The 24,402-nt window shown below is 56.7% G+C and carries 22 protein-coding genes; 12 read left to right on the forward strand and 10 right to left on the reverse strand.

Features of this window, described 5'->3' with window-relative positions; translation table 11 throughout:
- The first annotated feature begins 15 nt into the window (after window positions 1-15).
- Genes cpdA through parE form a run of 3 tightly spaced genes read left to right on the forward strand, consistent with a single transcriptional unit; the run spans window position 16 to window position 3,345 of the window.
- Window positions 16-843, forward strand: a complete 828-nt coding sequence (gene cpdA, locus B3511_RS19625) for a 3',5'-cyclic-AMP phosphodiesterase (RefSeq protein WP_040073992.1) — start codon at window positions 16-18, stop codon at window positions 841-843.
- Complete coding sequence (gene yqiA, locus B3511_RS19630; RefSeq protein ID WP_040073993.1) at window positions 843-1,424, forward strand: esterase YqiA; 582 nt, start codon at window positions 843-845, stop codon at window positions 1,422-1,424. The genes cpdA and yqiA overlap by 1 nt, the downstream gene beginning before the upstream one ends.
- Window positions 1,425-1,452: 28 nt before the next feature.
- The gene (parE, locus tag B3511_RS19635) at window positions 1,453-3,345 is read left to right on the forward strand and encodes a DNA topoisomerase IV subunit B (protein ID WP_040073994.1); all 1,893 of its coding nucleotides are present in this window, start codon (window positions 1,453-1,455) and stop codon (window positions 3,343-3,345) included.
- 41 nt (window positions 3,346-3,386) lie between these two features.
- On the opposite strand, the gene B3511_RS19640 is transcribed toward parE, so the two are convergent.
- Window positions 3,387-4,226, reverse strand: a complete 840-nt coding sequence (locus B3511_RS19640) for an AraC family transcriptional regulator (RefSeq protein ID WP_286791371.1) — start codon at window positions 4,224-4,226, stop codon at window positions 3,387-3,389.
- Between the two features lie 166 nt (window positions 4,227-4,392).
- Between B3511_RS19640 and B3511_RS19645 the strand changes: the two genes are divergently transcribed.
- From B3511_RS19645 to B3511_RS19655, 3 genes are read left to right on the forward strand one after another with little or no spacing between them, the layout of a single operon-like run.
- Entirely contained in the window at window positions 4,393-6,210 is a 1,818-nt protein-coding gene (locus B3511_RS19645; RefSeq protein ID WP_286791372.1) for a DUF2264 domain-containing protein, read from the forward strand.
- Between the two features lie 31 nt (window positions 6,211-6,241).
- Window positions 6,242-7,495: an oligosaccharide MFS transporter gene (locus B3511_RS19650; RefSeq protein ID WP_040073997.1), complete on the forward strand. Its 1,254-nt coding sequence runs from the start codon at window positions 6,242-6,244 to the stop codon at window positions 7,493-7,495.
- Between the two features lie 27 nt (window positions 7,496-7,522).
- Window positions 7,523-8,710, forward strand: a complete 1,188-nt coding sequence (locus B3511_RS19655) for a glycoside hydrolase family 88 protein (RefSeq protein ID WP_286791373.1) — start codon at window positions 7,523-7,525, stop codon at window positions 8,708-8,710.
- A gap of 12 nt (window positions 8,711-8,722) precedes the next feature.
- Here B3511_RS19655 and B3511_RS19660 read toward each other — a convergent pair whose 3' ends face one another.
- The 6 genes from B3511_RS19660 to qseB form a co-directional block, all read right to left on the reverse strand.
- A complete protein-coding gene (locus B3511_RS19660) occupies window positions 8,723-9,250 on the reverse strand; it encodes a hypothetical protein (protein WP_286791374.1) in 528 nt (175 codons plus the stop codon).
- Between the two features lie 39 nt (window positions 9,251-9,289).
- Window positions 9,290-9,730 carry a peptidoglycan-binding protein LysM gene (gene lysM / locus B3511_RS19665; protein WP_040074000.1) on the reverse strand — a complete coding sequence of 147 codons (441 nt, stop codon included), beginning with the start codon at window positions 9,728-9,730 and terminating at the stop codon, window positions 9,290-9,292.
- A 100-nt stretch (window positions 9,731-9,830) separates the two neighbouring features.
- Window positions 9,831-10,145: a putative quinol monooxygenase gene (locus tag B3511_RS19670; RefSeq protein WP_040074001.1), complete on the reverse strand. Its 315-nt coding sequence runs from the start codon at window positions 10,143-10,145 to the stop codon at window positions 9,831-9,833.
- 29 nt (window positions 10,146-10,174) lie between these two features.
- A complete protein-coding gene (locus tag B3511_RS19675; RefSeq protein ID WP_040074002.1) occupies window positions 10,175-10,756 on the reverse strand; it encodes an NAD(P)H-dependent oxidoreductase in 582 nt (193 codons plus the stop codon).
- A 105-nt stretch (window positions 10,757-10,861) separates the two neighbouring features.
- A complete protein-coding gene (qseC, locus tag B3511_RS19680) occupies window positions 10,862-12,211 on the reverse strand; it encodes a quorum sensing histidine kinase QseC (RefSeq protein WP_286791376.1) in 1,350 nt (449 codons plus the stop codon).
- Complete coding sequence (qseB, locus tag B3511_RS19685) at window positions 12,208-12,867, reverse strand: quorum sensing response regulator transcription factor QseB (RefSeq protein WP_212476608.1); 660 nt, start codon at window positions 12,865-12,867, stop codon at window positions 12,208-12,210. The genes qseC and qseB overlap by 4 nt, the downstream gene beginning before the upstream one ends.
- Before the next feature lie 138 nt (window positions 12,868-13,005).
- Between qseB and B3511_RS19690 the strand changes: the two genes are divergently transcribed.
- From B3511_RS19690 to B3511_RS19710, 5 genes are all read left to right on the forward strand, one after another.
- Window positions 13,006-13,413 (forward strand): YgiW/YdeI family stress tolerance OB fold protein, encoded by a 408-nt coding sequence (locus tag B3511_RS19690; RefSeq protein WP_040074005.1) that lies wholly within the window; start codon window positions 13,006-13,008, stop codon window positions 13,411-13,413.
- 119 nt (window positions 13,414-13,532) lie between these two features.
- On the forward strand, window positions 13,533-15,791 hold the full coding sequence (gene parC / locus B3511_RS19695; RefSeq protein WP_046885857.1) for a DNA topoisomerase IV subunit A: 2,259 nt from the start codon (window positions 13,533-13,535) through the stop codon (window positions 15,789-15,791).
- A 169-nt stretch (window positions 15,792-15,960) separates the two neighbouring features.
- Window positions 15,961-16,698: a 1-acylglycerol-3-phosphate O-acyltransferase gene (plsC, locus tag B3511_RS19700; RefSeq protein ID WP_040074007.1), complete on the forward strand. Its 738-nt coding sequence runs from the start codon at window positions 15,961-15,963 to the stop codon at window positions 16,696-16,698.
- A gap of 57 nt (window positions 16,699-16,755) precedes the next feature.
- Window positions 16,756-18,168 carry a cell division protein FtsP gene (gene ftsP / locus B3511_RS19705; RefSeq protein ID WP_046885858.1) on the forward strand — a complete coding sequence of 471 codons (1,413 nt, stop codon included), beginning with the start codon at window positions 16,756-16,758 and terminating at the stop codon, window positions 18,166-18,168.
- Window positions 18,169-18,432: 264 nt separating this feature from the next.
- Complete coding sequence (locus B3511_RS19710) at window positions 18,433-20,610, forward strand: YgiQ family radical SAM protein (RefSeq protein WP_040074009.1); 2,178 nt, start codon at window positions 18,433-18,435, stop codon at window positions 20,608-20,610.
- A gap of 7 nt (window positions 20,611-20,617) precedes the next feature.
- Here B3511_RS19710 and B3511_RS19715 read toward each other — a convergent pair whose 3' ends face one another.
- From B3511_RS19715 to yqhD, 3 genes are all read right to left on the reverse strand, one after another.
- Window positions 20,618-21,091, reverse strand: a complete 474-nt coding sequence (locus B3511_RS19715; RefSeq protein ID WP_286791377.1) for a DUF3828 domain-containing protein — start codon at window positions 21,089-21,091, stop codon at window positions 20,618-20,620.
- A 110-nt stretch (window positions 21,092-21,201) separates the two neighbouring features.
- A complete protein-coding gene (dkgA, locus tag B3511_RS19720; RefSeq protein ID WP_286791378.1) occupies window positions 21,202-22,029 on the reverse strand; it encodes a 2,5-didehydrogluconate reductase DkgA in 828 nt (275 codons plus the stop codon).
- 107 nt (window positions 22,030-22,136) lie between these two features.
- Window positions 22,137-23,300, reverse strand: coding sequence for an alcohol dehydrogenase (gene yqhD, locus B3511_RS19725; RefSeq protein WP_212476601.1), 1,164 nt, complete (start codon window positions 23,298-23,300; stop codon window positions 22,137-22,139).
- Window positions 23,301-23,494: 194 nt separating this feature from the next.
- On the opposite strand from yqhD, the gene B3511_RS19730 reads away from it, so the two are divergent.
- Complete coding sequence (locus tag B3511_RS19730; protein ID WP_040074013.1) at window positions 23,495-24,394, forward strand: AraC family transcriptional regulator; 900 nt, start codon at window positions 23,495-23,497, stop codon at window positions 24,392-24,394.
- Window positions 24,395-24,402: the final 8 nt, after the last annotated feature.

Below are 24,402 nucleotides of genomic sequence, written 5' to 3' on the forward strand. Positions count from 1 at the left end.
ACCTAAGGACACCATTTGGAAAGCCTGTTAAACCTGACTGTTGCTGGTGGGGCGCCAGTCAGGGTACTACAAATTACTGATACTCACCTGTTTGCCGAAAAGCATGAAACCCTGTTGGGGGTGAATACCTGGGAGAGCTATCAGGCTGTCCTGGATGCGATTCATGCTGAAAAGCGCGAATACGATCTGATTGTCGCCACGGGTGATCTGGCGCAGGATCAAACCGCTGCGGCCTACCAGCGCTTCGCTGAGGGTATCGCGAGCTTCAGCGTGCCCTGCGTCTGGTTGCCTGGCAACCACGATTTCCAGCCTGCAATGTACAGCGCGCTTCAGGATGCGGGCATCTCGCCTGCCAAGCGCGTCTTCGTTGGCGACCACTGGCAAATTTTGCTGCTCGATAGCCAGGTGTTCGGCGTACCGCACGGCGAGCTGAGTGAATTCCAGCTCGAGTGGCTGGAAGATAAGCTCAACGCTGAGCCCGAGCGCCATACCCTGCTGTTATTGCACCATCATCCGTTACCTGCGGGATGTAGCTGGCTTGATCAGCACAGTCTGCGCAACTCTGCCGCATTGGATCAGGTGCTGGTGAAATTCCCCCGCGTAAAAAATTTGCTCTGCGGTCATATCCACCAGGAGCAGGATCTCGACTGGAACGGTCGTCGCCTGCTGGCTACGCCATCCACCTGCGTGCAGTTCAAACCCCACTGCGCCAACTTTACGCTTGATACCATTGCGCCGGGCTGGCGCTGGCTGGAACTGCATGCTGATGGCAGCTTAACGACGGAAGTTTGCCGCCTGCAAGGAACCGCGTTCCGTCCGGATACGGCTTCAGAAGGATACTGATGTCAGCACTTCTTTATCTCCACGGTTTCAACAGTTCGCCGCGCTCTGCGAAGGCAACACAGTTTCGCCAGTGGCTAAATGTTCATCATCCACAGGTTGAGATAATCGTGCCGCAGCTGCCGCCATACCCGGCCGATGCCGCAGAACTGCTGGAATCTATCGTGCTGGCGCACGGCGGTGAACCGCTGGGCGTCGTGGGCTCTTCTCTGGGCGGATACTACGCCACCTGGCTGTCACAATGCTTTATGTTGCCTGCGGTGGTGGTGAATCCGGCAGTTCGGCCATTCGAGCTGTTACGGGACTTTCTCGGGCAAAACGAGAACCCCTACACCGGGCAGCAATATGTGCTAGAGTCACGCCATATTTACGATCTCAAAGTTATGCAGGTAGACCCGCTTGAAGCGCCGGATCTTATCTGGCTGCTGCAACAAACGGGCGATGAAGTGCTGGATTACCGCCAGGCAGTGGCGTATTACGCCTCTTGCCGCCAGACTGTAGAAGAGGGCGGAAATCATGCTTTCACGGGCTTTGAGAATCATTTCACCCAGATTGTCGATTTTCTTGGACTGCACAGCCACTGACAATCAATGCGAATTGCTAGTTTAAATCATGACGCAAACCTATAACGCTGATGCCATTGAGGTACTCACCGGGCTAGAGCCGGTTCGCCGCCGCCCGGGGATGTACACCGATACGACGCGCCCAAACCATCTGGGCCAGGAAGTTATTGATAACAGTGTGGACGAAGCGCTGGCAGGCCATGCCAAACGCGTCGACGTCATCCTGCACGCCGATCAGTCGCTGGAGGTCATCGACGACGGGCGCGGTATGCCGGTGGATATTCACCCGGAAGAGGGCGTACCTGCCGTTGAGCTGATTCTCTGTCGTCTGCATGCGGGCGGTAAGTTCTCTAACAAGAACTATCAGTTCTCGGGCGGTCTGCACGGCGTGGGGATCTCCGTCGTTAACGCCCTGTCTAAGCGCGTGGAAGTGAACGTCCGTCGCGACGGTCAGATCTATAACATCGCGTTTGAGAACGGTGAAAAGGTGCAGGATCTGCAGGTTGTCGGCACGTGCGGCAAACGCAACACCGGCACCAGCGTCCACTTCTGGCCTGACGAGAGCTTCTTCGACAGCCCACGTTTTTCTGTTTCCCGCCTGACGCACCTGCTGAAAGCGAAAGCGGTGCTCTGCCCGGGCGTAGAGATCACCTTTAAAGATCACGTTAATAACACCGAGCAGAGCTGGTGCTACGCCGATGGTCTGAACGACTATCTCTGCGAAGCGGTAAACGGCCTGCCGACCCTGCCGGAAAAACCCTTCGTCGGTAATTTCGCCGGCGACACCGAGGCGGTGGATTGGGCATTGCTGTGGCTGCCGGAAGGCGGCGAGCTGCTGACCGAAAGCTACGTCAACCTGATCCCGACCATGCTTGGCGGCACCCACGTCAACGGCCTGCGTCAGGGCCTGCTGGATGCGATGCGCGAATTCTGCGAATACCGCAATATTCTGCCGCGTGGCGTGAAGCTGTCGGCGGAAGATATCTGGGATCGCTGTGCCTACGTGCTCTCCGTGAAGATGCAGGATCCGCAGTTTGCCGGACAGACCAAAGAGCGTCTCTCTTCACGCCAGTGCGCGGCCTTTGTCTCTGGGGTGGTCAAAGATGCCTTTACCCTGTGGCTGAACCAGAACGTGCAGGCGGCAGAAATGTTGGCCGAAATGGCCATCTCCAGCGCCCAGCGTCGTCTGCGTGCGGCGAAGAAAGTGGTGCGTAAAAAGCTCACCAGCGGCCCCGCGCTGCCGGGCAAGCTGGCGGACTGCACCGCGCAGGATCTCAACCGCACCGAGCTGTTCCTGGTAGAAGGGGACTCGGCGGGCGGATCGGCCAAGCAGGCGCGCGATCGTGAATATCAGGCGATCATGCCCCTGAAGGGTAAGATCCTCAACACCTGGGAAGTCTCTTCAGACGAAGTGCTGGCCTCGCAGGAAGTGCACGATATCTCTGTCGCGATCGGGATCGATCCGGACAGCGAGGATCTGAGCCAGCTGCGCTACGGCAAGATCTGTATCCTTGCGGATGCGGACTCCGACGGGCTGCACATCGCCACGCTGCTCTGCGCGCTGTTCGTGAAGCACTTCCGTACGCTGGTGAAAAACGGCCACGTTCACGTGGCGCTGCCGCCGCTCTACCGTATCGACCTCGGAAAAGAGGTTTACTACGCGCTGACGGAAGAAGAGAAAGCGGGCGTGCTGGAGCAGTTAAAGCGTAAGAAGGGCAAACCCAACGTGCAGCGCTTTAAAGGGCTGGGCGAGATGAACCCGATGCAGCTGCGTGAAACGACCCTGGATCCCAACACGCGTCGTCTGGTACAGCTGACCATCAGCGATGAAGACGAACAGCAAACCAACGCCGTGATGGATATGCTGCTGGCCAAGAAACGTTCGGAAGACCGACGTAACTGGCTGCAGGAGAAAGGCGACATGGCCGATATCGAAGCCTGATAAACAAGCCCTGCGATGCAGGGCTTTTTTGTGCCTGAAAATTAGTCGCTGGCGTGGTTTTTACGATACTGCAGCGGCGTCTCCCCAATCCCCTTGCGAAAGGCGCTGATAAACCAGGTCACGTCTGAAAACCCCACCCGCGCGGCGATATCGCGCACGCTCTCTTCGCTATGCAGCAGATATTCGCACGCCTTACGCAGCCGCAGGGTGTTCAGATAGTCGTGAATTTTCTCCCCCGTTTCGGCGTGAAATTTTCGTGACACATAGCTGCGAGACTTTCCCAGCGCCTGCGCCAGCGTATCCAGCCTGAATTTCTCACGATAGTGCTCATCCAGCCAGAACATCACCTGGCTGGCAATCCCGTGGCTGCTGCCGCGCTCGCCGTCTATCTCCTGAGGCAGCATGGCGAAGAGGCTAATCAGCAGGCTGGCGATACGCTCTGCATTAAGCGGGGGCTGGTAACAGCTAAACAGATGATCGAGATGGCTATGGCAGTGGGCCATATCCACGACCCACGCCGGTCCGCCACGGCGTGAGAGCTGCTGCAGGCGCTGCCGGGTCTGAGGGAAATCCCGAAGTGACTTCAGTACCGCGTGGTGATCGAGATGAATAATGGTGCGGCGATAGCTGGCCTCGGCCTGCTCATCCACCATCACCTTGTGCAGCGTAAAGGGGGGAAAGAAAAAGAGCCGTCCGGGGCGCATGGTGTATTGTCGGTTATCAACAATCGCCACGCCAAACCCCTCTTCAACGTAGAGGATCTCCAGACACTGGTGCCAGTGGTGGTAGCGCACGGTGTTGGCAAAGAGTCGACTGAACGACACCAGGGTATCGTTTAAGGTAATAAGCTCTAGAAATTCAGATTGTGGCGTTTCGCGCATAGTGCAATAAAACTCAATTTTTACCCCTCTCTACGTCGTTATAAACCACCTTTTTAAATTTTCTCAACGGGGAGTTCATTCATCTCTCACTCCTGTGACCGGGCTAACATTTCTACGCCCGACGGATTCACTATGCTTTGCCGCAGTTGATTACGAGGGCAAGCGTATGTGGGCGGTAGAGCAAGAAAAATCAAATCCGTTGTCTTCCCGTCAGGATCTGGTCACGGCCCTGAATGGGATGCTGAGCGCGCTGGATAAACAGTTTCCGGCCGGGCGTTCGCGCTTTTCGCTGGGGGAAACCAGCGCGCACTACGCAACAGACATTGCCGAAATGGAGGGGCTTTCCCGCGTGCTGTGGGGGCTGTTTCCATTGATGGCAGGAGGGGACACCACCCCCTTTAGCGACAAATATATCAACGCTATCCGCATCGGCAGCGATCCGACGCACCCGGACTACTGGGGAGAAACCGCCCCTTACGATCAGCGGCTGGTAGAGATGGCGGCCTACGGTCTGGGGCTTACGTTATTGCAGGAGAAGCTCACCGACCTGTTTAGCGAGCGCGAGGTCATGAACCTGCACGCCTGGTTAAACCAGATCACCGACGCGGAGATGCCCGACAGCAACTGGAACTATTTCGCCATTATGGTTCAGCTCGGTTTTAAACGCGCCGGGCTACCGTACGATCAGTCCGCCATCGATCGCCGTTTTGCGATGATGGATGCCTACTACCTCGGCGACGGCTGGTACTCCGACGGTGCTGGCCGTCCGAAAGATTATTACATCTCGATGGCGTTCCACTTTTACGGTCTTATCTACGCCACACTCAGCGGTGATGAGGAGCGGGCCGCCGTGCTGCGCGAGCGTTCCCGCCTCTTCGCGGACGATTTCATCTTTATGTCTGCCGCCGATGGCGCGTCGATTCCGTTCGGCCGCAGCCTGACCTACCGCTTCGCGATGGTCGCCTTCTGGAGCGCAGTGGCATTCTCCGGGCTGGAGGTGTTCACCCCCGGCATCGTAAAGGGGATCATCCTGCGCCATCTGCGCTGGTGGCAACAGCAGCCGATTACCGATCGCGACGGGATCCTGACGCTCGGGTTTGCTTACCCCAACCTGGCGATGTGCGAAGACTACAATTCCCCCGGCTCGCCTTACTGGGCGCTGAAAACGATGCTGATTCTGGCATTGCCTGAAGCGCACCCTTTCTGGCAGGTGGAAGAGCAACCGCTGCCGCCGCTGGCTGAAAAGCACGTGATCCCGAAGGCCCAGCAGATCCTCATTCACGCACCACAGTTGCAGCATGTCACCCTGCTCACCGCCGGGCAGCTGGAGCTGAATAATTACGTTAATACCGAGGCGAAATACACCAAATTCGCCTACTCCAGCCGCTTTGGCTTCACCATTGAGCGTGGGCGTTATGGTCTTAAGCATGCGGCCAGCGACTCCATGCTGCTGCTGGCCGATGGTGATAACTACTACCGCGGCCGCCGCGACTGCGAGGAGGTCCGCGTTGATGAGAACTTCATCTTTTCACGCTGGTCGCCGTGGCATGACGTGCATGTCGACACCTGGCTGATCCCGTTTGGCGAATGGCACCTTCGTCTGCATCGCATTAACAGCGCACGGACATTGCAAACGGCGGAAGGGGGCTTTGCGGTACGCAAAACCGAGCCGCAGGCCGACGAGCGCGGGGTGAGCCTGGTGGCAGATAACGGCATGAGCCGGATCGTCGATCTCTCACCGGTCATCCATCGCCGTGCGGAAAGTATTGTCACTCCGCCAAACAGCAGCGTCATGTTCCCGGAATGTGCCGCTATCCCGCTCCTTACCGGCGAGATTGCTCACGGTGAGAGCTGGCTCTGCTGCGCCGTGTTTGCCAGCGGAGCGCCTGTCAACCACGGGGAACCCCCGCGGCTGGAAATCAATAACCGGCAGGCCGTAATCAGCCAGCCCGGAAGCGAACGTCAGCTGTCGTTCATTTTATAAAGCCCTGCACCTGAATGTCGGCGAGGATGGTATGAATAACAGAATTGAATATTACAAAATCAGTAGTTTTATTTTTCTCTATTTCTTTACCTGGTCCGCAAGTATTGGCTTGCTGGCTATCTGGCTCGGACAAAAGGCGAATTTGAGCGGTTCGGTCATCGGCACGGTATTTGCGGTGAACGGCATCTTCTCCGTCATTTTGAAACCTATCTATGGCTATATTCTCGATAAGATCGGCATGAGCAAATATCTGCTCTATTTTGTGGTGGCGATGTCTGCCCTGATGGCCCCGTTCTTTATTTACGTTTATCAGCCGCTGTTAATGTCCAACACCCTGTTGGGGATTATTATCGGGGCACTCTATTTAAGCTTTGCCTGGTATGCGGGCGTGGCGGCGTGTGAATCCTATTCCGACCGCTTTAGCCGCCTGAACGGCATGGAGTTTGGCCAGATCCGCATGTGGGGATCGCTCGGCTGGGCGGTAGCCTCGTCATTCTCGGGCCTGCTGTTTAACCTCTCTCCGGCATATAACTTTATTATGGGCAGCGTGGCCTCTGTGATCATGCTGATTGTGCTGCTGAAACTGAAAGTGAACACTAACTCCGTCCATGCCGGCGACGTGCTGACCAAAGAGAAAATTGCCCCGGCGGATGTCTATGCGCTGCTGCGCAACCGCAAGTTCTGGGCCTTCTGTCTTTACGTGGCGGGCGTAGCCTGGATGATGTTTATCGCCGAGCAGCAGTTCTCGCGTTATTTCGTCACCTTCTTCGATGATATTCACCAGGGCAACGCGGTATTTGGTTATCTGGGCACCGTGCAGTCAGGGATGGAATTTGTCATGTATATGGTGATCCCGCTGTTTGTGAACTTTATTGGCGCAAAACGGGGATTATTAATTGTCGGGCTGGTGGTCGGGGCACGCCTGATTATTTCCGGCATCTGCGACTCACATCTATTAATTTCTGTTCTCAAGCCGCTCTATGGCCTGGAAATCTGTCTGCTGCTGGTATCGGTCTTTAAATATATCGCCGAGCATTTCGATAAACGCGTCAATGCCACCATGTATTTGTTGGGGTATCAGGCGATGTTGTACGTCGGGAATGTGGTGGTCTCTTCGCCGGCTGGCTATATGTACGACCGCATTGGCTTCGAGCAGACCTACATCATCATGGGTGCCACGGCGCTGACCTTTACGCTGATTTCTGCCTTTACGTTATCCGCCTGCCAAAGCAAATGGCGCAGTGCGCAGCCGCTTAACGTCGCAGAACAGCATTCAACTCGCTAATTTACGCCGTCAAAGAAGGAACCAAATATGTTAAATCAGATTGCCCTTGAGCGCCTGACCGGGATTGCCGAGCCTGTAGACGAGAGGGCATTCAGCGATGAATTACGCTCAGCCCGCAGCCATGTTCTGGAACTGATTGGCCGTCATTTAGAAACCTTTGGCGAGCAGTTTCCGGCAGAAACCTGCCAGGAGGGCTATTACCCGCTGACCGACAACGTGGAGTGGACCACCAGCTTCTGGACCGGGCAGCTTTGGCTGGCGTGGGAGATGAGCGGTGAAGAGAAATACCGCGCCGTGGCCGAGAAACACGTCCGTTCGTTTGGTCTGCGTATCGCCGGGCGCAATGATACCAATACCCACGATCTCGGTTTTCTCTATACGCTCTCCTGCGTCGCGGCCTGGCGGTTGACGGGAAACCGCGAAGCGCGTGGCTTCTCGCTGCTGGCGGCAGAGGCGCTGCTGGAGCGTTTCCATGACAAGGCGAAGATTATACAGGCGTGGGGCGATCTGACCGATCCGGATCAGGCCGGACGGATGATCATCGACTGCAATATGAACCTGCCGCTCCTCTACTGGGCGACGGAACAGACCGGCGATCCGCGCTTTGCCGATGCCGCTAAAGCCCACGTCATGCAGGCGGCGACCTGGTTGATCCGTGAAGATGCCTCGACCTTCCATACCTATTATATGGACGTCAACACCGGCGCGGCGCGTTATGGCAATACTCAGCAGGGTTACGCCGACGATTCGTGCTGGTCGCGCGGCCAGGCGTGGGGGATTTACGGCTTCCTGCTGAGCTATATCTACACCGGCGACGCGGCGATGATTGACCTGTCAAAACGGCTGGCAAACTATTTCCTTAATCGGCTTCCGGAAGACTACGTCTGCCACTGGGATCTGGCGCTGGTCGGGACCGACGCGCTACGTGACTCCTCCTCGGCGGCTATCGCGGTATGCGGCCTGCTGGAGCTGGTGAAACATCTGCCAGCCACCGATCCGAACCGGGAGCGTTATCTGGCCTGGGCAAAAGGGATCATGTCGTCACTGACGAAGCACTACCTGATGGGCAAAGAGGAGAAGGGGACGGGCCTGCTGAAGCACTCTGTCTATCACCTGGCAAGCAATAAAGGGGTGGATGAGTGTGCAAGCTGGGGGGATTACTTCTATGTAGAGGCGCTGGTGCGCTTTACGCAGAGCTGGAAGCTGTACTGGTAACAGGCTGGGGTGTTACCACCCCAGTACCTCTTTAATGACGCGCCGATAGGGCGTGTCGATCTGAGACGGCACGTGGCGCATGTAATCCTTTGCATGGCTGCGGGTCTCGCCGCTAAGGCTATCCAGATAAGCGATAGCCTCGTCCACGGTTGGCACCCGGCCTTCCAGCGACGCGCTGCGGGGCGGTAGTCCGGTCCAGATAACCGCCTCGATGTCTCGCTGTGCGGCCCAGGTCGATAGCTCGCCCACATGGCGACCCGCTATCAGCAGCGAACCAATGCCATCGCAGCGCTCCTCCGGTATCCCTTCACGTGCGCGCAAAGCCTGGCAGGCGAGACTCAACTGGTCTGTATCCAGCCATGCCCAGAGCACCGGTACAGCAGGCGCATTCATGCAGATGGCGGTCGCCAGTTCGCCGCCATCGCTCACCCGGCAAAACTCGACGGGCAGGGAAGGCCCGTCGGTTTGCCACTCTCCGGCGACAGGTAACGCGCCGCTTTTCCAGATTAACGAACCCCAACCCAGACACGCAATTTTCATCCTGTTCCTCTGTGCGACGTGAACCGATAGCCTCAGACGTTATGCTTTAGGAATACGCAGCGTCTGACCCGGGTAGATTTTGTCGGGGCTGGAGAGCATCGGGCGGTTAGCCTCGAAGATTTTGTTGTACTGATTGGCATCGCCGTACACGGTTTTGGAGATGGCGCTCAGGGTATCGCCCGATTTTACCGTGTAGTAGGTGGCTTCATCTTTGGTATCGGAAGCGGTGATGTTGTTTTCCACTTCGCTAACGCCCGCAATGTTACCTACGGCAACCTGAATCTTCTCTTTCTGCTCCTGGGTGAGGCCATCGCCGGTCACGCTGGCTTTACCGTCGGTGACGTTGACCTGAACCTTCTCGGCGCCAGGTATGTTGAGTTTTTTGAGATGTTCGGTGACTTTTTCGCCCTGGTTTTTATGGTCCGTCAAATTGTCCCAGAGTTTTTCACCTGCTTCTTTAACGAAGTTAAAAATGCCCATACTACCCCTCCTGTTAGATATGAAGACAGAATAAGCATAGCAGGCAAAGGGAAAGTTAATCAGTCTTCACCGATGAGGGCGAAGACTGATTAGGATGACATCAAGCCGCAGGCTCGAGGATGCGAATGTGCGTTTCCAGCACATCACCTTTAACGGCATCGCTCCAGGCTTTCATGTGCGGCGTCTGCAGGTGGGCTTCAAGATGGGCCACGGTTTCCCACTGTTCTACCATGATAATGGAGTCTGGCGCGGTGGCCTGGAAGCTGGCGCTGGTAGCAGCATCCACCATCGGCGCATAGCCGTGGCAGCCCTCTTCTTGCAAAACGGTGGGGATAATTTTTGCAAACTGATCCAACACCGCCTGGCGGTGGTGTTGACCAGGGCGGGTGCGGATTTCAGCAATAATGGTAAGCATGATGTTTTCTCCTGATAACAGGCTTCCAGTTAAGCAAAAATTTCCGCCAGATGCTTGCGATATTCTGCGATATAACGCGGCACGTCAGGCATTTTAATGACATCGTTAACGATAAAGGTTGGCAGGCTTTCCATTCCGAGGAACTGGTTGGCTTTGTGGAAAGGCAGGTAGGCTCCGTCTACGCCCACTCCTTCAAAGAACTGATCCGGGTCGGTGAAGGCATCCAGCGGGGCATTCCAGGTCAGGGAAAGCATATACTTTTTGCCCTGAATCAGGCCGCCTGATCCATATTTTTTAGACGCATCTGAACGGGTACGGCCGTCGCTGGCATACAGGGAGCCGTGACCTTCGGTGAAGACGTCATCCATATACTTTTTCACAGTCCATGGCGCGCCCATCCACCAGCCCGGCATCTGCCAGATAACGACATCGGCCCAGAGAAAGTTCTGCACTTCCGTTTTCACATCATAGTCGCCGTCTGCGCGGACGACTTTAACATCATGCCCGGCGTCGCGCAGAAAACCATCCGCGACCTCGGTCAGGGTGTCGTTCAGTTGGCCTTTTGAGTGCGCGAACTCTTTCGCGCCATTGATAATCAGTACGTTGCTCATTATTTGTCCTCGGTGGTGAGAGTATGCCGAGTATTCTACGCGCGAGGACGGAGCGGAAAAATGAGCAAAATGTGCATAGTCTTTTGCGTTATACGCAATAATCGCTTACCAGCTAACCTGGACTTCAACGCCAGCGTCGGCTGCATTTCTCAGCGAGACGTGCATTCCGTGCAGGGTGGCGATGCGTTTCACAATCGATAAGCCCAGTCCGCTGCCGGTGGCATCCTGTCCCGGCGGACGATAAAAGCGTTCGCCGATCCGCGCCAGCGCGTCGGATGAGATACCGGGGCCGTTGTCACGCACGATGAAGCTGCGGCTATCCAGCGTCACGTCCACGACGCTACCGCGCGGGCTGTAACGTATGGCGTTATCCAGCAGATTACGCACCAGCAGGCTGAGGAGCAGTTGTTGCCCCATGCGTTTCACCTCTGGTGCATTGATATGCAGACGTAGATCAATGCCCGCCTGCTGCGCCGGATGATAGCTCTCCATCACCGCCGACTGGAGTAAATCAGCCAGTAAAAGGGGTTCTACTCCGTCCAGGTTATCCAGCGAATCCAGGCGCGACAGCGTGAGGAGTTGATCGACCAGCCGGGAGGCGCGGTCGATACCGGCATGCAGCTGCGCCAGCGCTTTTTCCTGGGCCTGCGGGTCATCAAGAGAGAGCTGCGCCACGTCGGTTTGTACCTTCAGGGCGGCCAGCGGACTGCGTAGCTCATGGGCGGCATCTGAGGTAAAGCGACGCTCGCGGCTCATCATCGCCTGGGTGCGGGCAAACAGTTGATTCAGCGCGTCGAGAAGAGGCCGCACTTCCGTAGGGACCCCCTCCGTCGGCAGCTTATCGGTGGCATCGGGTGAACGTGTACGCAGTGTCTGCGCCAGCTTTTTCAGCGGCTTCAGCTCGCGGCTTAACAGAAGGATAAGCAATAGCAGCATCACGGGTAGGGCCGCCAGCCACGGCGTGAGCTGAGAAGTCACCACCTCCAGCGCCATCTCCTCGCGATACTCCCACTCCTGACCCACCACGATACGGTATTTTCCATCCGGGGAGGTCAGCCACAGAAAGCGCCACGCATCGTTGTCATCTTCGAGGTGTCCGTTGGTAAAGCCATCCCGCCGCCAGCGATACGGGATCTCCTGCCCGTTTTCCCCATCGTGTAGTACCCGCTTCCCCTCAGGGGTAAAGATGGCGAACGCCAGGGCATCGTCATCCAGATGACCATGCCGGGCTTTTTCCGGCACGTCGCGCAGGCGTGCAGAGGCGTTTAGCTCATCGAGATCCATCGTCAGCAGGCGTTTAGCAAATAACATCTGCTGGGTATCGAACAGCTTATCAAGCTTGTCAGTGGTCTGCTGCCAGGCCACCACGCTTGCTGCCAGCCAGGCCGCCAGGGCCAGTATCAGAAAGAGAAAGGTGAGCCGCAGCTTCAGGCTCAGGCGTTGGGTCAGTTTCATGCGTCACCCAGGGTATAACCGATGCCATGCACGGTGCGGATAAACTCGCTACCGAGCTTGCGGCGTAAATGGTGAATATGTACTTCAATGGCGTTGCTCGACACGTCGTCGTCCCAGGTGTAGAGCTTCTCTTCGATCTGTTTACGTGGTAACACGCGCCCGGCATTGCGCAGCAGAAGCTCCAGCAGGGCAAACTCTTTCGGCTTCAGCACCAGCGGAGCGCCCTCCAGCGTCGCAACCAGCCTGGCCGGATCCAGCGCCACCTTGCCGTGCTGAAGCAGGCTCTGGCTCTGACCATGGCTGCGGCGCACCAGCGCCTCCAGACGGGCCGCGACTTCGATAAGGGCAAAGGGTTTACAAAGATAATCATCGGCCCCCAGACGTAACCCCTCCACGCGCTGTTCAAGCGCATCGCGGGCGGTGAGGATCAGCACCGGCTCGCTGCGCCTTTGGTCGCGCCAGGCGCGCAGGATCGCCAGCCCATCCATCCCTGGCAGAGTCAGGTCTAAAACCACCGCGTCGTAAGGGGCGCTGAGAAGCGCCGCCTGCCCGGTGTGGCCGTCGGTGAACCAGTCGACGCTAAAGCCCATTTTGGTGAGGCCCGCTTTGATGCCATCCCCGATAAGCTTGTCATCTTCTACCAGTAAAATGCGCATATTCCCTCCTTGATGCCGTCAGTAAACCCTCTGCTTCAGCCTGCTGTACAGTAAAAATAAATAAATTTTCCCCTTAAGAAGTTGTTAAGGTTTACCCTGTTTAATGGATTGCGAAACGACATTAAAGGGAGAGTTAAGATGAAAAAATATGCTGCAATTGCTGCCATCATGATGATGACCACGGCCCCGGTCTTTGCTGCCCAGGGGGGCTTTAACGGCCCGACAGCCGCACCGGCTCAGACGCAAACCGAGACCCAGAAGGGCGGTTTTGTCGATAACGACGCCAATCTGACCACGGCGGCAAAAGTGAAAGATCTGAAAGACGACAGCTGGGTGAAGCTGCGCGGAAATATCACTCAGCGCCTCTCTGACGACCGTTACACCTTCCGCGATGAGAGCGGCACGGTAGACGTCGAGATCGACCACAAACGCTGGAACGGCGTGACGGTGACCCCGCAGGATAAAGTGGAAATTCAGGGTAAAGTCGATAAAGAGTGGAACGAGTTTGAAATTGACGTGAAGCAGGTCATCAAACTGAACAAATAACCCTAAAAAGGACCGCTTAGCCGGTCCTTTTTCTTTGTGACTCAACACGCCAGATAGGGTAGTATCTGCGGCAATATTGCCTGAAGCCAACAGGTTTCTGAGTTGAGGAATCACAATTAATGAGCGATATGGCAGAGCGCCTCGCGCTACATGAATTTACCGAAAACGCCTACCTGAACTACTCCATGTACGTCATCATGGACAGGGCGTTACCCTTTATTGGCGATGGCCTGAAGCCGGTTCAGCGTCGCATCGTCTATGCGATGTCCGAGCTGGGGCTGAGCGCCAGCGCCAAGTTCAAAAAATCCGCCCGTACCGTTGGTGACGTGCTGGGTAAATACCATCCGCACGGCGACAGCGCCTGCTATGAGGCGATGGTACTGATGGCCCAGCCGTTCTCTTACCGCTATCCGCTGGTCGATGGCCAGGGGAACTGGGGTGCGCCGGACGACCCGAAATCCTTTGCGGCGATGCGTTATACCGAATCGCGCCTGTCGAAATATGCGGAAGTGCTGCTGGGCGAGCTCGGCCAGGGTACTGTTGACTGGGTACCTAACTTCGACGGTACGATGCAGGAGCCCAAAATGCTGCCTGCGCGTCTGCCAAATATCCTGCTGAACGGCACCACCGGTATCGCCGTGGGCATGGCGACGGACATTCCGCCGCACAACCTGCGCGAGGTGGCGAAAGCCGCCATTACCCTGATTGAACAGCCTAAAACCTCGCTGGACGATCTGCTGGATATCGTGCAGGGGCCAGACTACCCGACCGAAGCAGAGATCATTACCTCCCGCGCGGAGATCCGCAAAATCTACCAGAGCGGCCGCGGCTCTGTCCGTATGCGTGCGGTATGGAGCAAAGAGGACGGCGCCGTGGTGATCACCGCGCTGCCGCATCAGGTCTCTGGCGCGAAAGTGCTGGAGCAGATCGCCGCCCAGATGCGCAATAAAAAGCTGCCGATGGTCGACGACCTGCGCGATGAGTCGGACCACGAGAACCCAACTCGTCTGGTGATTGTGCCGCGCTCTAACCGCGTGGACATGGAACAGGTGATGAACCACCTCTTCGCCACCACCGATCTGGAAAAAAGCTACCGTATTAACCTGAACATGATCGGCCTGGACGGGCGCCCGGCGGTGAAAAATCTGCTGGAGATCCTCACCGAATGGCTGGCGTTCCGCCGCGATACGGTGCGTCGCCGTCTGAATCACCGTCTGGAAAAAGTCCTTCGACGCCTGCATATCCTCGAAGGTTTGCTGGTGGCGTTCCTCAATATCGATGAAGTCATTGAGATCATCCGTACCGAGGATGAGCCGAAGCCAGCGCTGATGTCGCGCTTTGGCATCAGTGAAACCCAGGCCGAAGCGATCCTGGAACTGAAACTGCGCCATCTCGCCAAACTGGAAGAGATGAAGATCCGCGGTGAGCAGAACGAACTGGAAAAAGAGCGCGATCAGCTGCAGGCGATCCTGGCCTCCGAGCGCAAGATGAACACCCTGCTGAAGAAAGAGTTGCAGGCCGATGCCGATGCCTTTGGCGACGATCGTCGCTCTCCGCTCCATGAGCGCGAAGAGGCGAAGGCGATGAACGAGCACGACATGCTGCCGTCCGAGCCGGTGACCATTGTGCTTTCCCAGAGCGGCTGGGTGCGTAGCGCCAAAGGTCACGATATCGACGCGCCGGGCCTGAGCTACAAAGCGGGCGATAGTTACAAAGCGGCGGTGAAAGGGAAGAGCAACCAGCCGGTCGCCTTTATCGACACCACCGGACGCAGCTATGCCATTGACCCGATTACGCTGCCATCGGCACGCGGACAGGGTGAGCCGCTCACCGGCAAGCTGACGCTGCCGCCGGGGGCAACCGTTGAGCATATGCTGATGGAGGCCGAAGAGCAGAAACTGCTGATGGCTTCTGACGCGGGCTACGGCTTTATCTGTACCTTTAATGACCTGATCTCACGCAACCGCGCCGGTAAAGCGCTGATCAGCCTGCCGGACAACGCCCATGTGATGCCGCCGCTGATCGTTGAGAACGAAAGCGACATGCTGCTGGCGATCAGCCAGGCCGGCCGTATGCTGATGTTCCCGGTCAGCGACCTGCCAGAGCTGTCGAAAGGCAAGGGCAACAAGATCATCAACATCCCTTCCGCTGAAGCTGCCAAAGGCGAAGATGGCCTGGCGCATCTGATGATTTTGCCGCCGCAGAGCACGCTGACCATTCACGTCGGCAAGCGTAAAATCAAGCTGCGTCCGGAAGAGCTGCAGAAGGTGGTGGGCGAGCGCGGACGTCGCGGTTCGCTGATGCGCGGCCTGCAGCGTATCGATCGCATTGAGGTTGACGCGCCTAAGGCGTCGCGCGCAGGCGATAGCGAAGAATAACGCCATTTTCCCCCTCCGTTCTGAAGGGGGATCTCGCTAAAATTTCCTGTAAAGCCGTTGTTAATTCGTGCGTTGCGATTAACAATACGGGTTTGCGGATCCGTTCGTAATCCAGGTCCTGACTGAAATTGACATACCATTATCCGCTGTCAGGGCTTTTGAGGTCGCTATGCTATTAATTATTCGAATCATTCTTACCGTCATCTACTGCATTCTGGTCTGTATTTTTGGCTCTATCTGGTGTTTGTTCAGCCCGCGTAATCCAAAACATGTCGCGACGTTTGGCCATATGTTTGGCCGTTTATCGCCGCTGTTCGGCCTGAAAGTGGAGCTGCGCAAACCCGAGGGGGCAGAGCAGTATGGCAACGCTATCTATATCGCAAACCATCAGAACAATTACGATATGGTCACTGCCGCCAAGATTGTGCAGCCGCCGACGGTGACCGTCGGGAAAAAAAGCCTGCTGTGGATCCCGTTCTTCGGCCAGCTTTACTGGCTGACCGGCAATCTGCTGATCGACCGTAATAACCGCGCCAAAGCGCACAGCACCATTGCTGAAGTGGTCAATCACTTCAAAAAGCGCAAGATTTCAATCTGGATGTTCCCGGAAGGTACTCGCAGCCGTGGTCGCGGCCTGCTGCCGTTTAAAACGGGCGCATTTCACGCCGCTATTGCGGCAGGTGTTCCAATTATTCCTGTGTGCGTTTCCAATACTTCGAATAAGATTAATCTTAACCGCCTGAATAATGGGCTGGTGATTGTCGAAATGCTGCCGCCTGTCGACGTCAGCAAGTATGGCAAAGATCAGGTGCGTGAACTGGCAACCCACTGCCGTGAGCTCATGCTGAATAAGTATGAGGCACTCAATAAAGAAGTTGCTGAAAGAGAAGCTGCCGGCAAGGTTTAAGCCGGATGAAAGGGAAACGACTTCCCGCCTTGTTCGTTTGTATTACATGGAGCCAATATGTCACTCAGTCGCCGTCAGTTTATTCAGGCATCCGGAATCGCCTTGTGTGCAGGTGCGGTTCCACTGAGGGCAAACGCCGCCGGGCAGCAACAGCCGCTGCCCATCCCGCCGTTACTCGAATCCCGTCGTGGTCAGCCCCTTTTTCTGACGCTGCAACGGAGCCACTGGTCCTTTAGCCAGGGCACACGTGCGCCCGTCTGGGGTATTAATGGCCGCTATCTCGGGCCGACGGTGCGTGTCTGGAGCGGCGATGACGTGAAGCTGATCTACAGCAACCGTCTGGCCGAAAACGTCGCCATGACCATCAGCGGTTTGCAGGTGCCAGGCCCGCTGCTGGGTGGCGCGCCGCGCATGATGTCCCCGAGCGCCGACTGGGCGCCGGTGCTGCCAGTGCGCCAGCGTGCGGCGACGCTCTGGTATCATGCGAATACCCCTAACCGCACTGCCCAGCAGGTTTACAACGGCCTGGCGGGAATGTGGTTGATTGAGGACGAGGTCAGCAAATCGCTGCCTATTCCGAACCACTACGGCGTGGATGATTTCCCGATTATTATCCAGGATAAACGGCTGGATAATTTCGGCACGCCTGAATACAGCGAGCCGGGCAGCGGGGGCTTTGTGGGGGACACCCTGCTGGTTAACGGTGCCCAGAGCCCATACGTTGAGGTATCCCGCGGCTGGGTGCGTCTACGCTTGCTGAACGCCTCTAACTCCCGACGCTATCAACTGCAAATGAGCGACGGTCGGGCCTTACACGTTATCGCGAGCGATCAGGGCTTTTTACCGGCACCGGTATCCGTTAAACAGCTGGCCCTGGCGCCGGGTGAACGCCGCGAAATTCTCGTGGATATGACCAACGGCGACGAAGTGTCGATTACCTGCGGTGAAGCGGCGGGTATTGTCGATCGTATTCGCGGCTTCTTTGAGCCCTCCAGTATTCTGGTGTCGACGCTGGTTTTAACCCTGCGCCCGACTGGCCTGTTACCGCTGGTGACCGACAGCCTGCCGATGCGTCTGCTGTCGGAGGAGATCCTCTCCGGGTCGCCGGTGCGTAGCCGGGATATCAGCCTGGGCGACGACCCGGGTATTAACGGGACGCTGTGGGACATTAACCGCATTGATATCACCGCGCAGCAGGGCACCTGGGAGCGCTGGACGGTGCGCGCGGACATGCCGCAGTCGTTCCATATCGAAGGGGTAAGCTTCCTGATCCGCAATGTGAATGGCGCGATGCCTTTCCCGGAAGACAGGGGCTGGAAAGATACGGTCTGGATCGACGGGCAGGTTGAGCTGCTGGTCTATTATGGTCAACCTTCGTGGCCGCACTTCCCGTTCCTGTTCCACAGCCAGACGCTGGAGATGGCGGATCGCGGTTCGGTGGGACAGATGCTGGTGAACCCGGCGCCGTAAGTTTTACCCTCACCCCGGCCCTCTCCCGGAGGGAGAGGGAGAAAAAGGGCCAAAACCGCATATGACCGTCCCCTCTCCCCTGGGGAGAGGGCTAGGGTGAGGGGCAAAACCCATGGCACCCGGGCCAAAACCGCACATGACCGTTCCCTCTCCCCTGGGGAGAGGGTTAGGGTGAGGGTAAAGCCCGCATATTCCCCCTTCAATTCCCCCACTGTTCCAGCGTATAATCCCGGCCCTTTTGTCTATTTTTTCTTCGGAAGCACTATGAGCGCAATCTCCTTGATCCAGCCGGATCGAGACCTCTTCTCCTGGCCGCAATACTGGGCAGCCTGTTTTGGACCGGCACCCTTTCTGCCAATGTCTCGTGAAGAGATGGATCAACTGGGCTGGGACAGTTGCGACATTATACTGGTGACCGGTGACGCCTACGTCGATCACCCAAGCTTCGGAATGGCTATCTGCGGCCGTATGCTGGAAGCGCAGGGCTTCCGCGTGGGGATCATCTCCCAGCCGGACTGGAACAGCAAAGACGACTTTATGCGTCTGGGCAAACCCAACCTCTTTTTCGGCGTGACTGCGGGCAACATGGACTCCATGATTAACCGCTACACTGCCGATCGTAAACTGCGTCATGACGACGCCTATACCGCCGACAACGTGGCAGGTAAACGTCCAGATCGCGCCACGCTCGTCTATACCCAACGATGCAAAGAAGCGTGGAAAGAGGTGCCGGTCATTCTCGGCGGAATCGAAGCGAGCCTGCGCCGTACCGCGCATTACGATTACTGGTCTGATACCGTGCGCCGCTCGGTGCTGGTGGATTCAAAAGCCGACATGCTGATCTTCGGTAACGGTGAGCGTCCGCTGGTGGAAGTCGCGCACCGTCTCGCCCAGGGCGAGCCGGTAGGGAACATCCGCGATGTACGTAACACGGCGATCATGGTCAAAGAGGCGCTGCCGGGCTGGAGCGGAGTCGATTCCCGTATCATCGATATGCCGGGCAAAATCGATCCGATCCCACACCCGTACGGCGACGATCTGCCCTGTGCAGATAACAAACCAGTTGAACCCAAAAAAGCCGAAGCGAAAGCCGTTGTGGTTCAGCCGCCGCGTCCGAAGCCCTGGGAAAAGACCTACGTTCTGCTCCCGTCCTTCGAGAAGGTCAAAAGCGACAAAGTGCTGTACGCCCATGCCTCCCGTATTCTGCACCACGAAACCAACCCGGGGTGCGCGCGTGCACTGATGCAAAAGCACGGGGAACGTTATATCTGGGTTAACCCGCCGGCGATCCCGCTCTCTACCGAAGAGATGGACAGCGTCTTTGCGCTGCCCTACAAGCGTGTGCCGCACCCCTCATACGGTAACGCCCGCATCCCGGCCTATGAGATGATCCGTTTTTCGGTCAATATTATGCGTGGCTGCTTTGGCGGCTGCTCCTTCTGCTCCATTACCGAGCACGAAGGGCGCATTATTCAGAGCCGTTCTGAAGAGTCGATCGTTAACGAAATCGAAGCCATTCGCGACACCGTGCCGGGCTTTACCGGCGTGATCTCCGATCTCGGCGGCCCGACCGCCAACATGTACATGCTGCGCTGTAAGTCGCCGCGCGCGGAGCAGACCTGTCGTCGTTTATCCTGTGTCTATCCGAGCATTTGCGAGCACATGGACACCAACCACGAGCCGACGATCAACCTCTATCGCCGTGCCCGCGATCTGAAAGGCATCAAGAAGATCCTGATCGCCTCCGGCGTGCGTTACGACATTGCCGTGGAAGATCCACGATATATCAAAGAGCTGGCGACGCACCACGTGGGTGGTTATCTGAAGATTGCCCCGGAGCACACGGAAGAGGGCCCGCTGTCGAAGATGATGAAGCCGGGGATGGGCAGCTACGATCGCTTCAAAGAGCTGTTTGACACCTACTCAAAGCAGGCGGGCAAAGAGCAGTATCTGATCCCGTACTTCATTTCCGCGCACCCCGGCACGCGAGATGAAGACATGGTGAATCTGGCCCTGTGGCTGAAACAGCGTCGCTTCCGTCTGGATCAGGTGCAGAACTTCTACCCGTCGCCGCTCGCGAATTCGACCACCATGTATTACACCGGCAAGAACCCGCTGAGTAAGATTGGTTATAAAAGTGAAGAGGTGGTGGTGCCGAGAGGGGACAAACAGCGCCGTCTGCATAAAGCGCTGTTGCGTTATCACGATCCGGCTAACTGGCCGCTGATCCGTCAGGCGCTGGAAGAGATGGGTAAAAAGCACTTGATCGGTTCTCGCCGCGACTGCCTGGTACCCGCGCCAACGCTCGACGAGATGCGCGAAGCACGTCGTCAGAATCGCCATACGCGTCCGGCGCTGACCAAACACACGCCGATTGCGCATCAGCGTTCTCATGGCAGCGCAGGGGTTAAGAAGCCAGCGAAGCGTAAAGCCTCATCTTAATCGACTCTCAGGACGATTTTCGGCTGGCCTGTTTCACCAGGCTGGCCGACACTTCCTGCAGTTTCATCTTCAGGCTGCCCATCTCCGGGTAGACGAAATCATCAATCTTCCATGACATCCCGTCCGGGATCAGCTTCAGGGTCAGCGTCCGTTGTCTCTCGTCGGATAGCGTATAAAACACCTGCAGGACAGTCTCATGTCTCCCGCGCTTGTCAGGGCTAACGCCGGAAACCTTCTGCAGCTTCACTTCCCCGTCCTGACAGCCGCACAGCGGATTGAAGTTCAGGTAGGGCACCTTATCGTGTGGCGTGACACGGATGTTTTCATGCAGAATATTTCTCATTGCCGGAGAGTAGAGCTGCTCCAGATTCACCCCATCGTCGTTATACAGCAGGGTAATAAAATCCTGTGGGGATTGAGCAGGCTGCGCCCAGGTAAAAAAAGGCAGCAGGGCGAGAGAGATCGCGAGACGTTTTTTCATTGAAAAATCCTTTTTCAGTGTAGGGAAAACGTCCCGATATTAAATGCACTCCTGATCTTCAGTCAGGCCGAAAATAACAACCCCCGGTATAACCGGGGGCTTTTCGGAATTTAACCACCAAATTGATCGGGATCCGGGCCTAGCCGCTTGCCCTGTTCCAGCTTCGCTATCTCGCCCAGCTCATCTTTATCGAGGCGGAAGTCCCAGACGTTGAAGTTCTCGACAATACGCGAAGGGGTGACCGATTTCGGGATCACCACCAGACCGCAGTCAAGGTGCCAGCGAATGACAATCTGCGCCGGGGTTTTGCCATACTTCTCGGCCAGATCGCGAATGATCTTCTGATCAAACACCCCTTCGCCGCCCTGCGCCAGTGGGCTCCAGGATTCGGTCTGGATTTTGTGAGTCGCATTCCAGGCATGAAGCTGACGCTGCTGCATCAGCGGGTGGAGCTCAATCTGGTTAATTACCGGGGCGACGCCCGTTTCATCAATCAGACGTTGCAGGTGGTGGATCTGGAAATTACAGACACCAATGCTCTTTGCCAGACCCGCTTTTTGCAGTTCGATAAGCCCTTTCCAGGCCTCTACGTAGTGGTCAATTGCCGGGACCGGCCAGTGCATCAGATAGAGGTCGACGAAATCGAGTTGCAGCTTCTCCAGGCTCTCCTCTAACGCTTCGCGCGGGCGTTTCTGGTCATCGTTCCAGAGCTTGGTGGTGATAAAAAGCTCTTCGCGCGGCAAGCCAGCGCTGGCGAGTGCGGTGCCGACACCCTCTTCGTTTTTGTAGGCAGCAGCGGTATCAATTGATCGGTAGCCCACTTCCAGTGCTTTATGAATGGCGGACACGACTTCATCGTTACCGGCTTTCCATACGCCGAGCCCCAGTTGGGGCATTACGTTCCCGTCCTGAAGCTTGATTAAGGTTGGGTTTGCCATCTTTCCTCCTCCATTTGCTCAGCTACCGGGAGCGTGCCCCCGGCGGCGTGGTGTGCATTAAGTCTGGTCGAAATGCCGAAAAACGAAAGGCAGGCACGTAAAAACGCTTAGCGTGCGGCCTCGTAGATACGGCGGCTCACCTCCAGGGTAATATCTTTCTGCTCGCCCAGCTGCGTCATGCCGTGCTCTTCAAGTTTTGCCAGCAGGGCAGGGATAGAGCTGCCGTCGAGGCCATAATCGGACAGGCGGGTTGGAGCGCCCATCTGCTCGAAGAAGTTACGGGTGGCGAGGATGGCTGCATCAATGCGCTCATCTTCGGTGCCGCGGGTGATGTTCCAGACGCGTTCTGCGTATTGCAGCAGTTTGGCGCGTTTGGTCTCGCGCTTCTCATTCCACAGGGCAGGCAGCACGACTGCCAGAGTCTGGGCGTGATCCAGCCCGTGCATTGCGGTCAGTTCATGCCCCAGCATATGGGTTGCCCAGTCCTGAGGGACGCCCGCGCCAATCAGGCCGTTCAGCGCCTGGGTCGCGGCCCACATGACGTTGGCACGCACATCATAGTTTTCGGGTTCTGCCAGCGCTTTCGGGCCTTCTTCAATCAGCGTCAGCAGAATGCCTTCCGCGAAACGATCCTGAATTTTGCCATTTACCGGATACGTCACGTACTGCTCTACGGTGTGGACAAAGGCGTCCACAACGCCGTTGGCGACCTGGCGCGGCGGCAGCGTGTAGGTATAAACCGGATCCAGCACCGCGAAGACCGGCTGAACGTGTTCGTTCATAAAGGCCTGTTTGTCACCGGTGCTTTTACGGGAGATAACCGCCCCTTTGTTAGATTCTGAGCCGGTTGCCGGCAGCGTCAGCACGGAGCCCATCGGGATGGCGCTGGTAATGTTGCTTCCGCCGGTTTGCAGGATCTCCCACGGGTCGATGCCGTCAGCATAGTGGGCCGCGGCGGCGATAAATTTGGTGCCATCCAGTACGGAGCCCCCGCCTACCGCCAGCAGGAAGGTAATTTGTTCATCGCGGGCGATCTTGACCGCATTCATCAGGGTTTCGTAGGACGGGTTCGGTTCAATACCGCCAAATTCACGCACATCCAGCCCTTGCAGCGCGCTGTAAACCTGATCCAGAACGCCGGTTTTTTTCACGCTGCCGCCGCCGTAGGTAATCAGAACGCGGGCGTCGGCCGGGATCTGGTCACGCAGATCAGCGATGGCACCTTTACCAAACAGGATGCGGGTTGGGGTATGGAGATTAAAATTGTTCATTGCTCGTTCCCTTAAGTGGGTGGAAAACGTGGCGGCGCAGAGTGCTGCCTGATGGTGTCCATTGTGAAGAGGGGGGGCGCGTCTCTCAATGCACATTCCTGCCGATGTCTTGCCCATTTCTACATCGCACTGGAGAAAATGCGAAAATATGCGCACTATACCAGCATCAAAATTGCCCTCTGGAGCCCGCGAAAATGAACCGTCAGGAGACCTGTCAGCTATTAACGGCGCAGATTAACAGACTGAAAGTTAATGAAAATAATCTTAACCATCTGTTGCCCGATGTTCGTCTGCTTTACGGGACGCAACCCGGTACGCGTACGCCGGTGATGTATCAGCCAGGCATCGTTTTTCTCTTTTCCGGGCATAAAATTGGCTATATCAACGAACGCGTTTTTCGTTACGACACCAACGAGTACCTGCTGCTCACCGTACCTTTACCCTTCGAATGTGAAACCTTCGCGACAGAGGCGGTACCGCTGGCGGGGATCCGCCTGAACGTGGATATTTTGCAGCTGCAGGAGCTGTTGATGGATATCGGCGAAGATGCGCTTTTCCGTCCGATGATGGCGGCGAGCGGCATTAATTCCGCGACCCTCACCGATGAGATCCTCTGTGCCATTGAACGTCTGCTGGATGTGATGGAGCGCCCGCTGGATGCCCGCATCCTGGGTAAGCAGATCATTCGTGAAATTCTGTATCACGTGCTGCTGGGGCCGGGCGGCGGCGCGTTACTGGCGCTGGTCAGCCGTCAAACGCACTTTAGTCTGATCAGCCGGGTGCTAAAACGGATCGAGAGTCAGTACACCGAAAACCTCAGCGTTGACCAACTGGCCGCCGAGGCAAACATGAGCGTTTCGGCGTTTCACCATAACTTTAAATCGGTGACCAGTACCTCGCCGCTGCAATATTTAAAAACCTATCGTCTGCATAAGGCGCGGATGATGATGATCCACGATGGCATGAAAGCCAGCGCGGCGGCGATGCGCGTAGGGTATGAGAGTGCGTCGCAATTCAGCCGCGAGTTTAAGCGCTATTTTGGTGTCACGCCGGGGGAAGATGCGGCCAGAATTCGTATGATGCAGGGGATGTGACACCCTCT

This window comes from Leclercia sp. UBA1284, assembly GCF_002308415.1.
Classification (GTDB): Bacteria; Pseudomonadota; Gammaproteobacteria; order Enterobacterales; family Enterobacteriaceae; genus Enterobacter; species Enterobacter pneumoniae.

Bases quoted from the DNA above. Each gene is read 5' to 3' on its own strand.
- B3511_RS19670 (WP_040074001.1), bottom strand. From the start codon at position 10,145: ATGCTTACCATTATTGCTGAAATCCGCACCCGCCCTGGTCAACACCAC.
- B3511_RS19730 (WP_040074013.1), top strand. From the start codon at position 23,495: ATGAACCGTCAGGAGACCTGTCAGCTATTAACGGCGCAGATTAACAGA.
- yqiA (WP_040073993.1), top strand. From the start codon at position 843: ATGTCAGCACTTCTTTATCTCCACGGTTTCAACAGTTCGCCGCGCTCT.
- B3511_RS19655 (WP_286791373.1), top strand. From the start codon at position 7,523: ATGTTAAATCAGATTGCCCTTGAGCGCCTGACCGGGATTGCCGAGCCT.
- B3511_RS19715 (WP_286791377.1), bottom strand. From the start codon at position 21,091: ATGAAAAAACGTCTCGCGATCTCTCTCGCCCTGCTGCCTTTTTTTACC.
- qseC (WP_286791376.1), bottom strand. From the start codon at position 12,211: ATGAAACTGACCCAACGCCTGAGCCTGAAGCTGCGGCTCACCTTTCTC.
- B3511_RS19690 (WP_040074005.1), top strand. From the start codon at position 13,006: ATGAAAAAATATGCTGCAATTGCTGCCATCATGATGATGACCACGGCC.
- ftsP (WP_046885858.1), top strand. From the start codon at position 16,756: ATGTCACTCAGTCGCCGTCAGTTTATTCAGGCATCCGGAATCGCCTTG.
- yqhD (WP_212476601.1), bottom strand. From the start codon at position 23,300: ATGAACAATTTTAATCTCCATACCCCAACCCGCATCCTGTTTGGTAAA.
- B3511_RS19675 (WP_040074002.1), bottom strand. From the start codon at position 10,756: ATGAGCAACGTACTGATTATCAATGGCGCGAAAGAGTTCGCGCACTCA.
- parE (WP_040073994.1), top strand. From the start codon at position 1,453: ATGACGCAAACCTATAACGCTGATGCCATTGAGGTACTCACCGGGCTA.
- B3511_RS19660 (WP_286791374.1), bottom strand. From the start codon at position 9,250: ATGAAAATTGCGTGTCTGGGTTGGGGTTCGTTAATCTGGAAAAGCGGC.
- parC (WP_046885857.1), top strand. From the start codon at position 13,533: ATGAGCGATATGGCAGAGCGCCTCGCGCTACATGAATTTACCGAAAAC.
- B3511_RS19710 (WP_040074009.1), top strand. From the start codon at position 18,433: ATGAGCGCAATCTCCTTGATCCAGCCGGATCGAGACCTCTTCTCCTGG.
- B3511_RS19645 (WP_286791372.1), top strand. From the start codon at position 4,393: ATGTGGGCGGTAGAGCAAGAAAAATCAAATCCGTTGTCTTCCCGTCAG.
- qseB (WP_212476608.1), bottom strand. From the start codon at position 12,867: ATGCGCATTTTACTGGTAGAAGATGACAAGCTTATCGGGGATGGCATC.
- dkgA (WP_286791378.1), bottom strand. From the start codon at position 22,029: ATGGCAAACCCAACCTTAATCAAGCTTCAGGACGGGAACGTAATGCCC.
- B3511_RS19640 (WP_286791371.1), bottom strand. From the start codon at position 4,226: ATGCGCGAAACGCCACAATCTGAATTTCTAGAGCTTATTACCTTAAAC.
- lysM (WP_040074000.1), bottom strand. From the start codon at position 9,730: ATGGGCATTTTTAACTTCGTTAAAGAAGCAGGTGAAAAACTCTGGGAC.
- B3511_RS19650 (WP_040073997.1), top strand. From the start codon at position 6,242: ATGAATAACAGAATTGAATATTACAAAATCAGTAGTTTTATTTTTCTC.
- plsC (WP_040074007.1), top strand. From the start codon at position 15,961: ATGCTATTAATTATTCGAATCATTCTTACCGTCATCTACTGCATTCTG.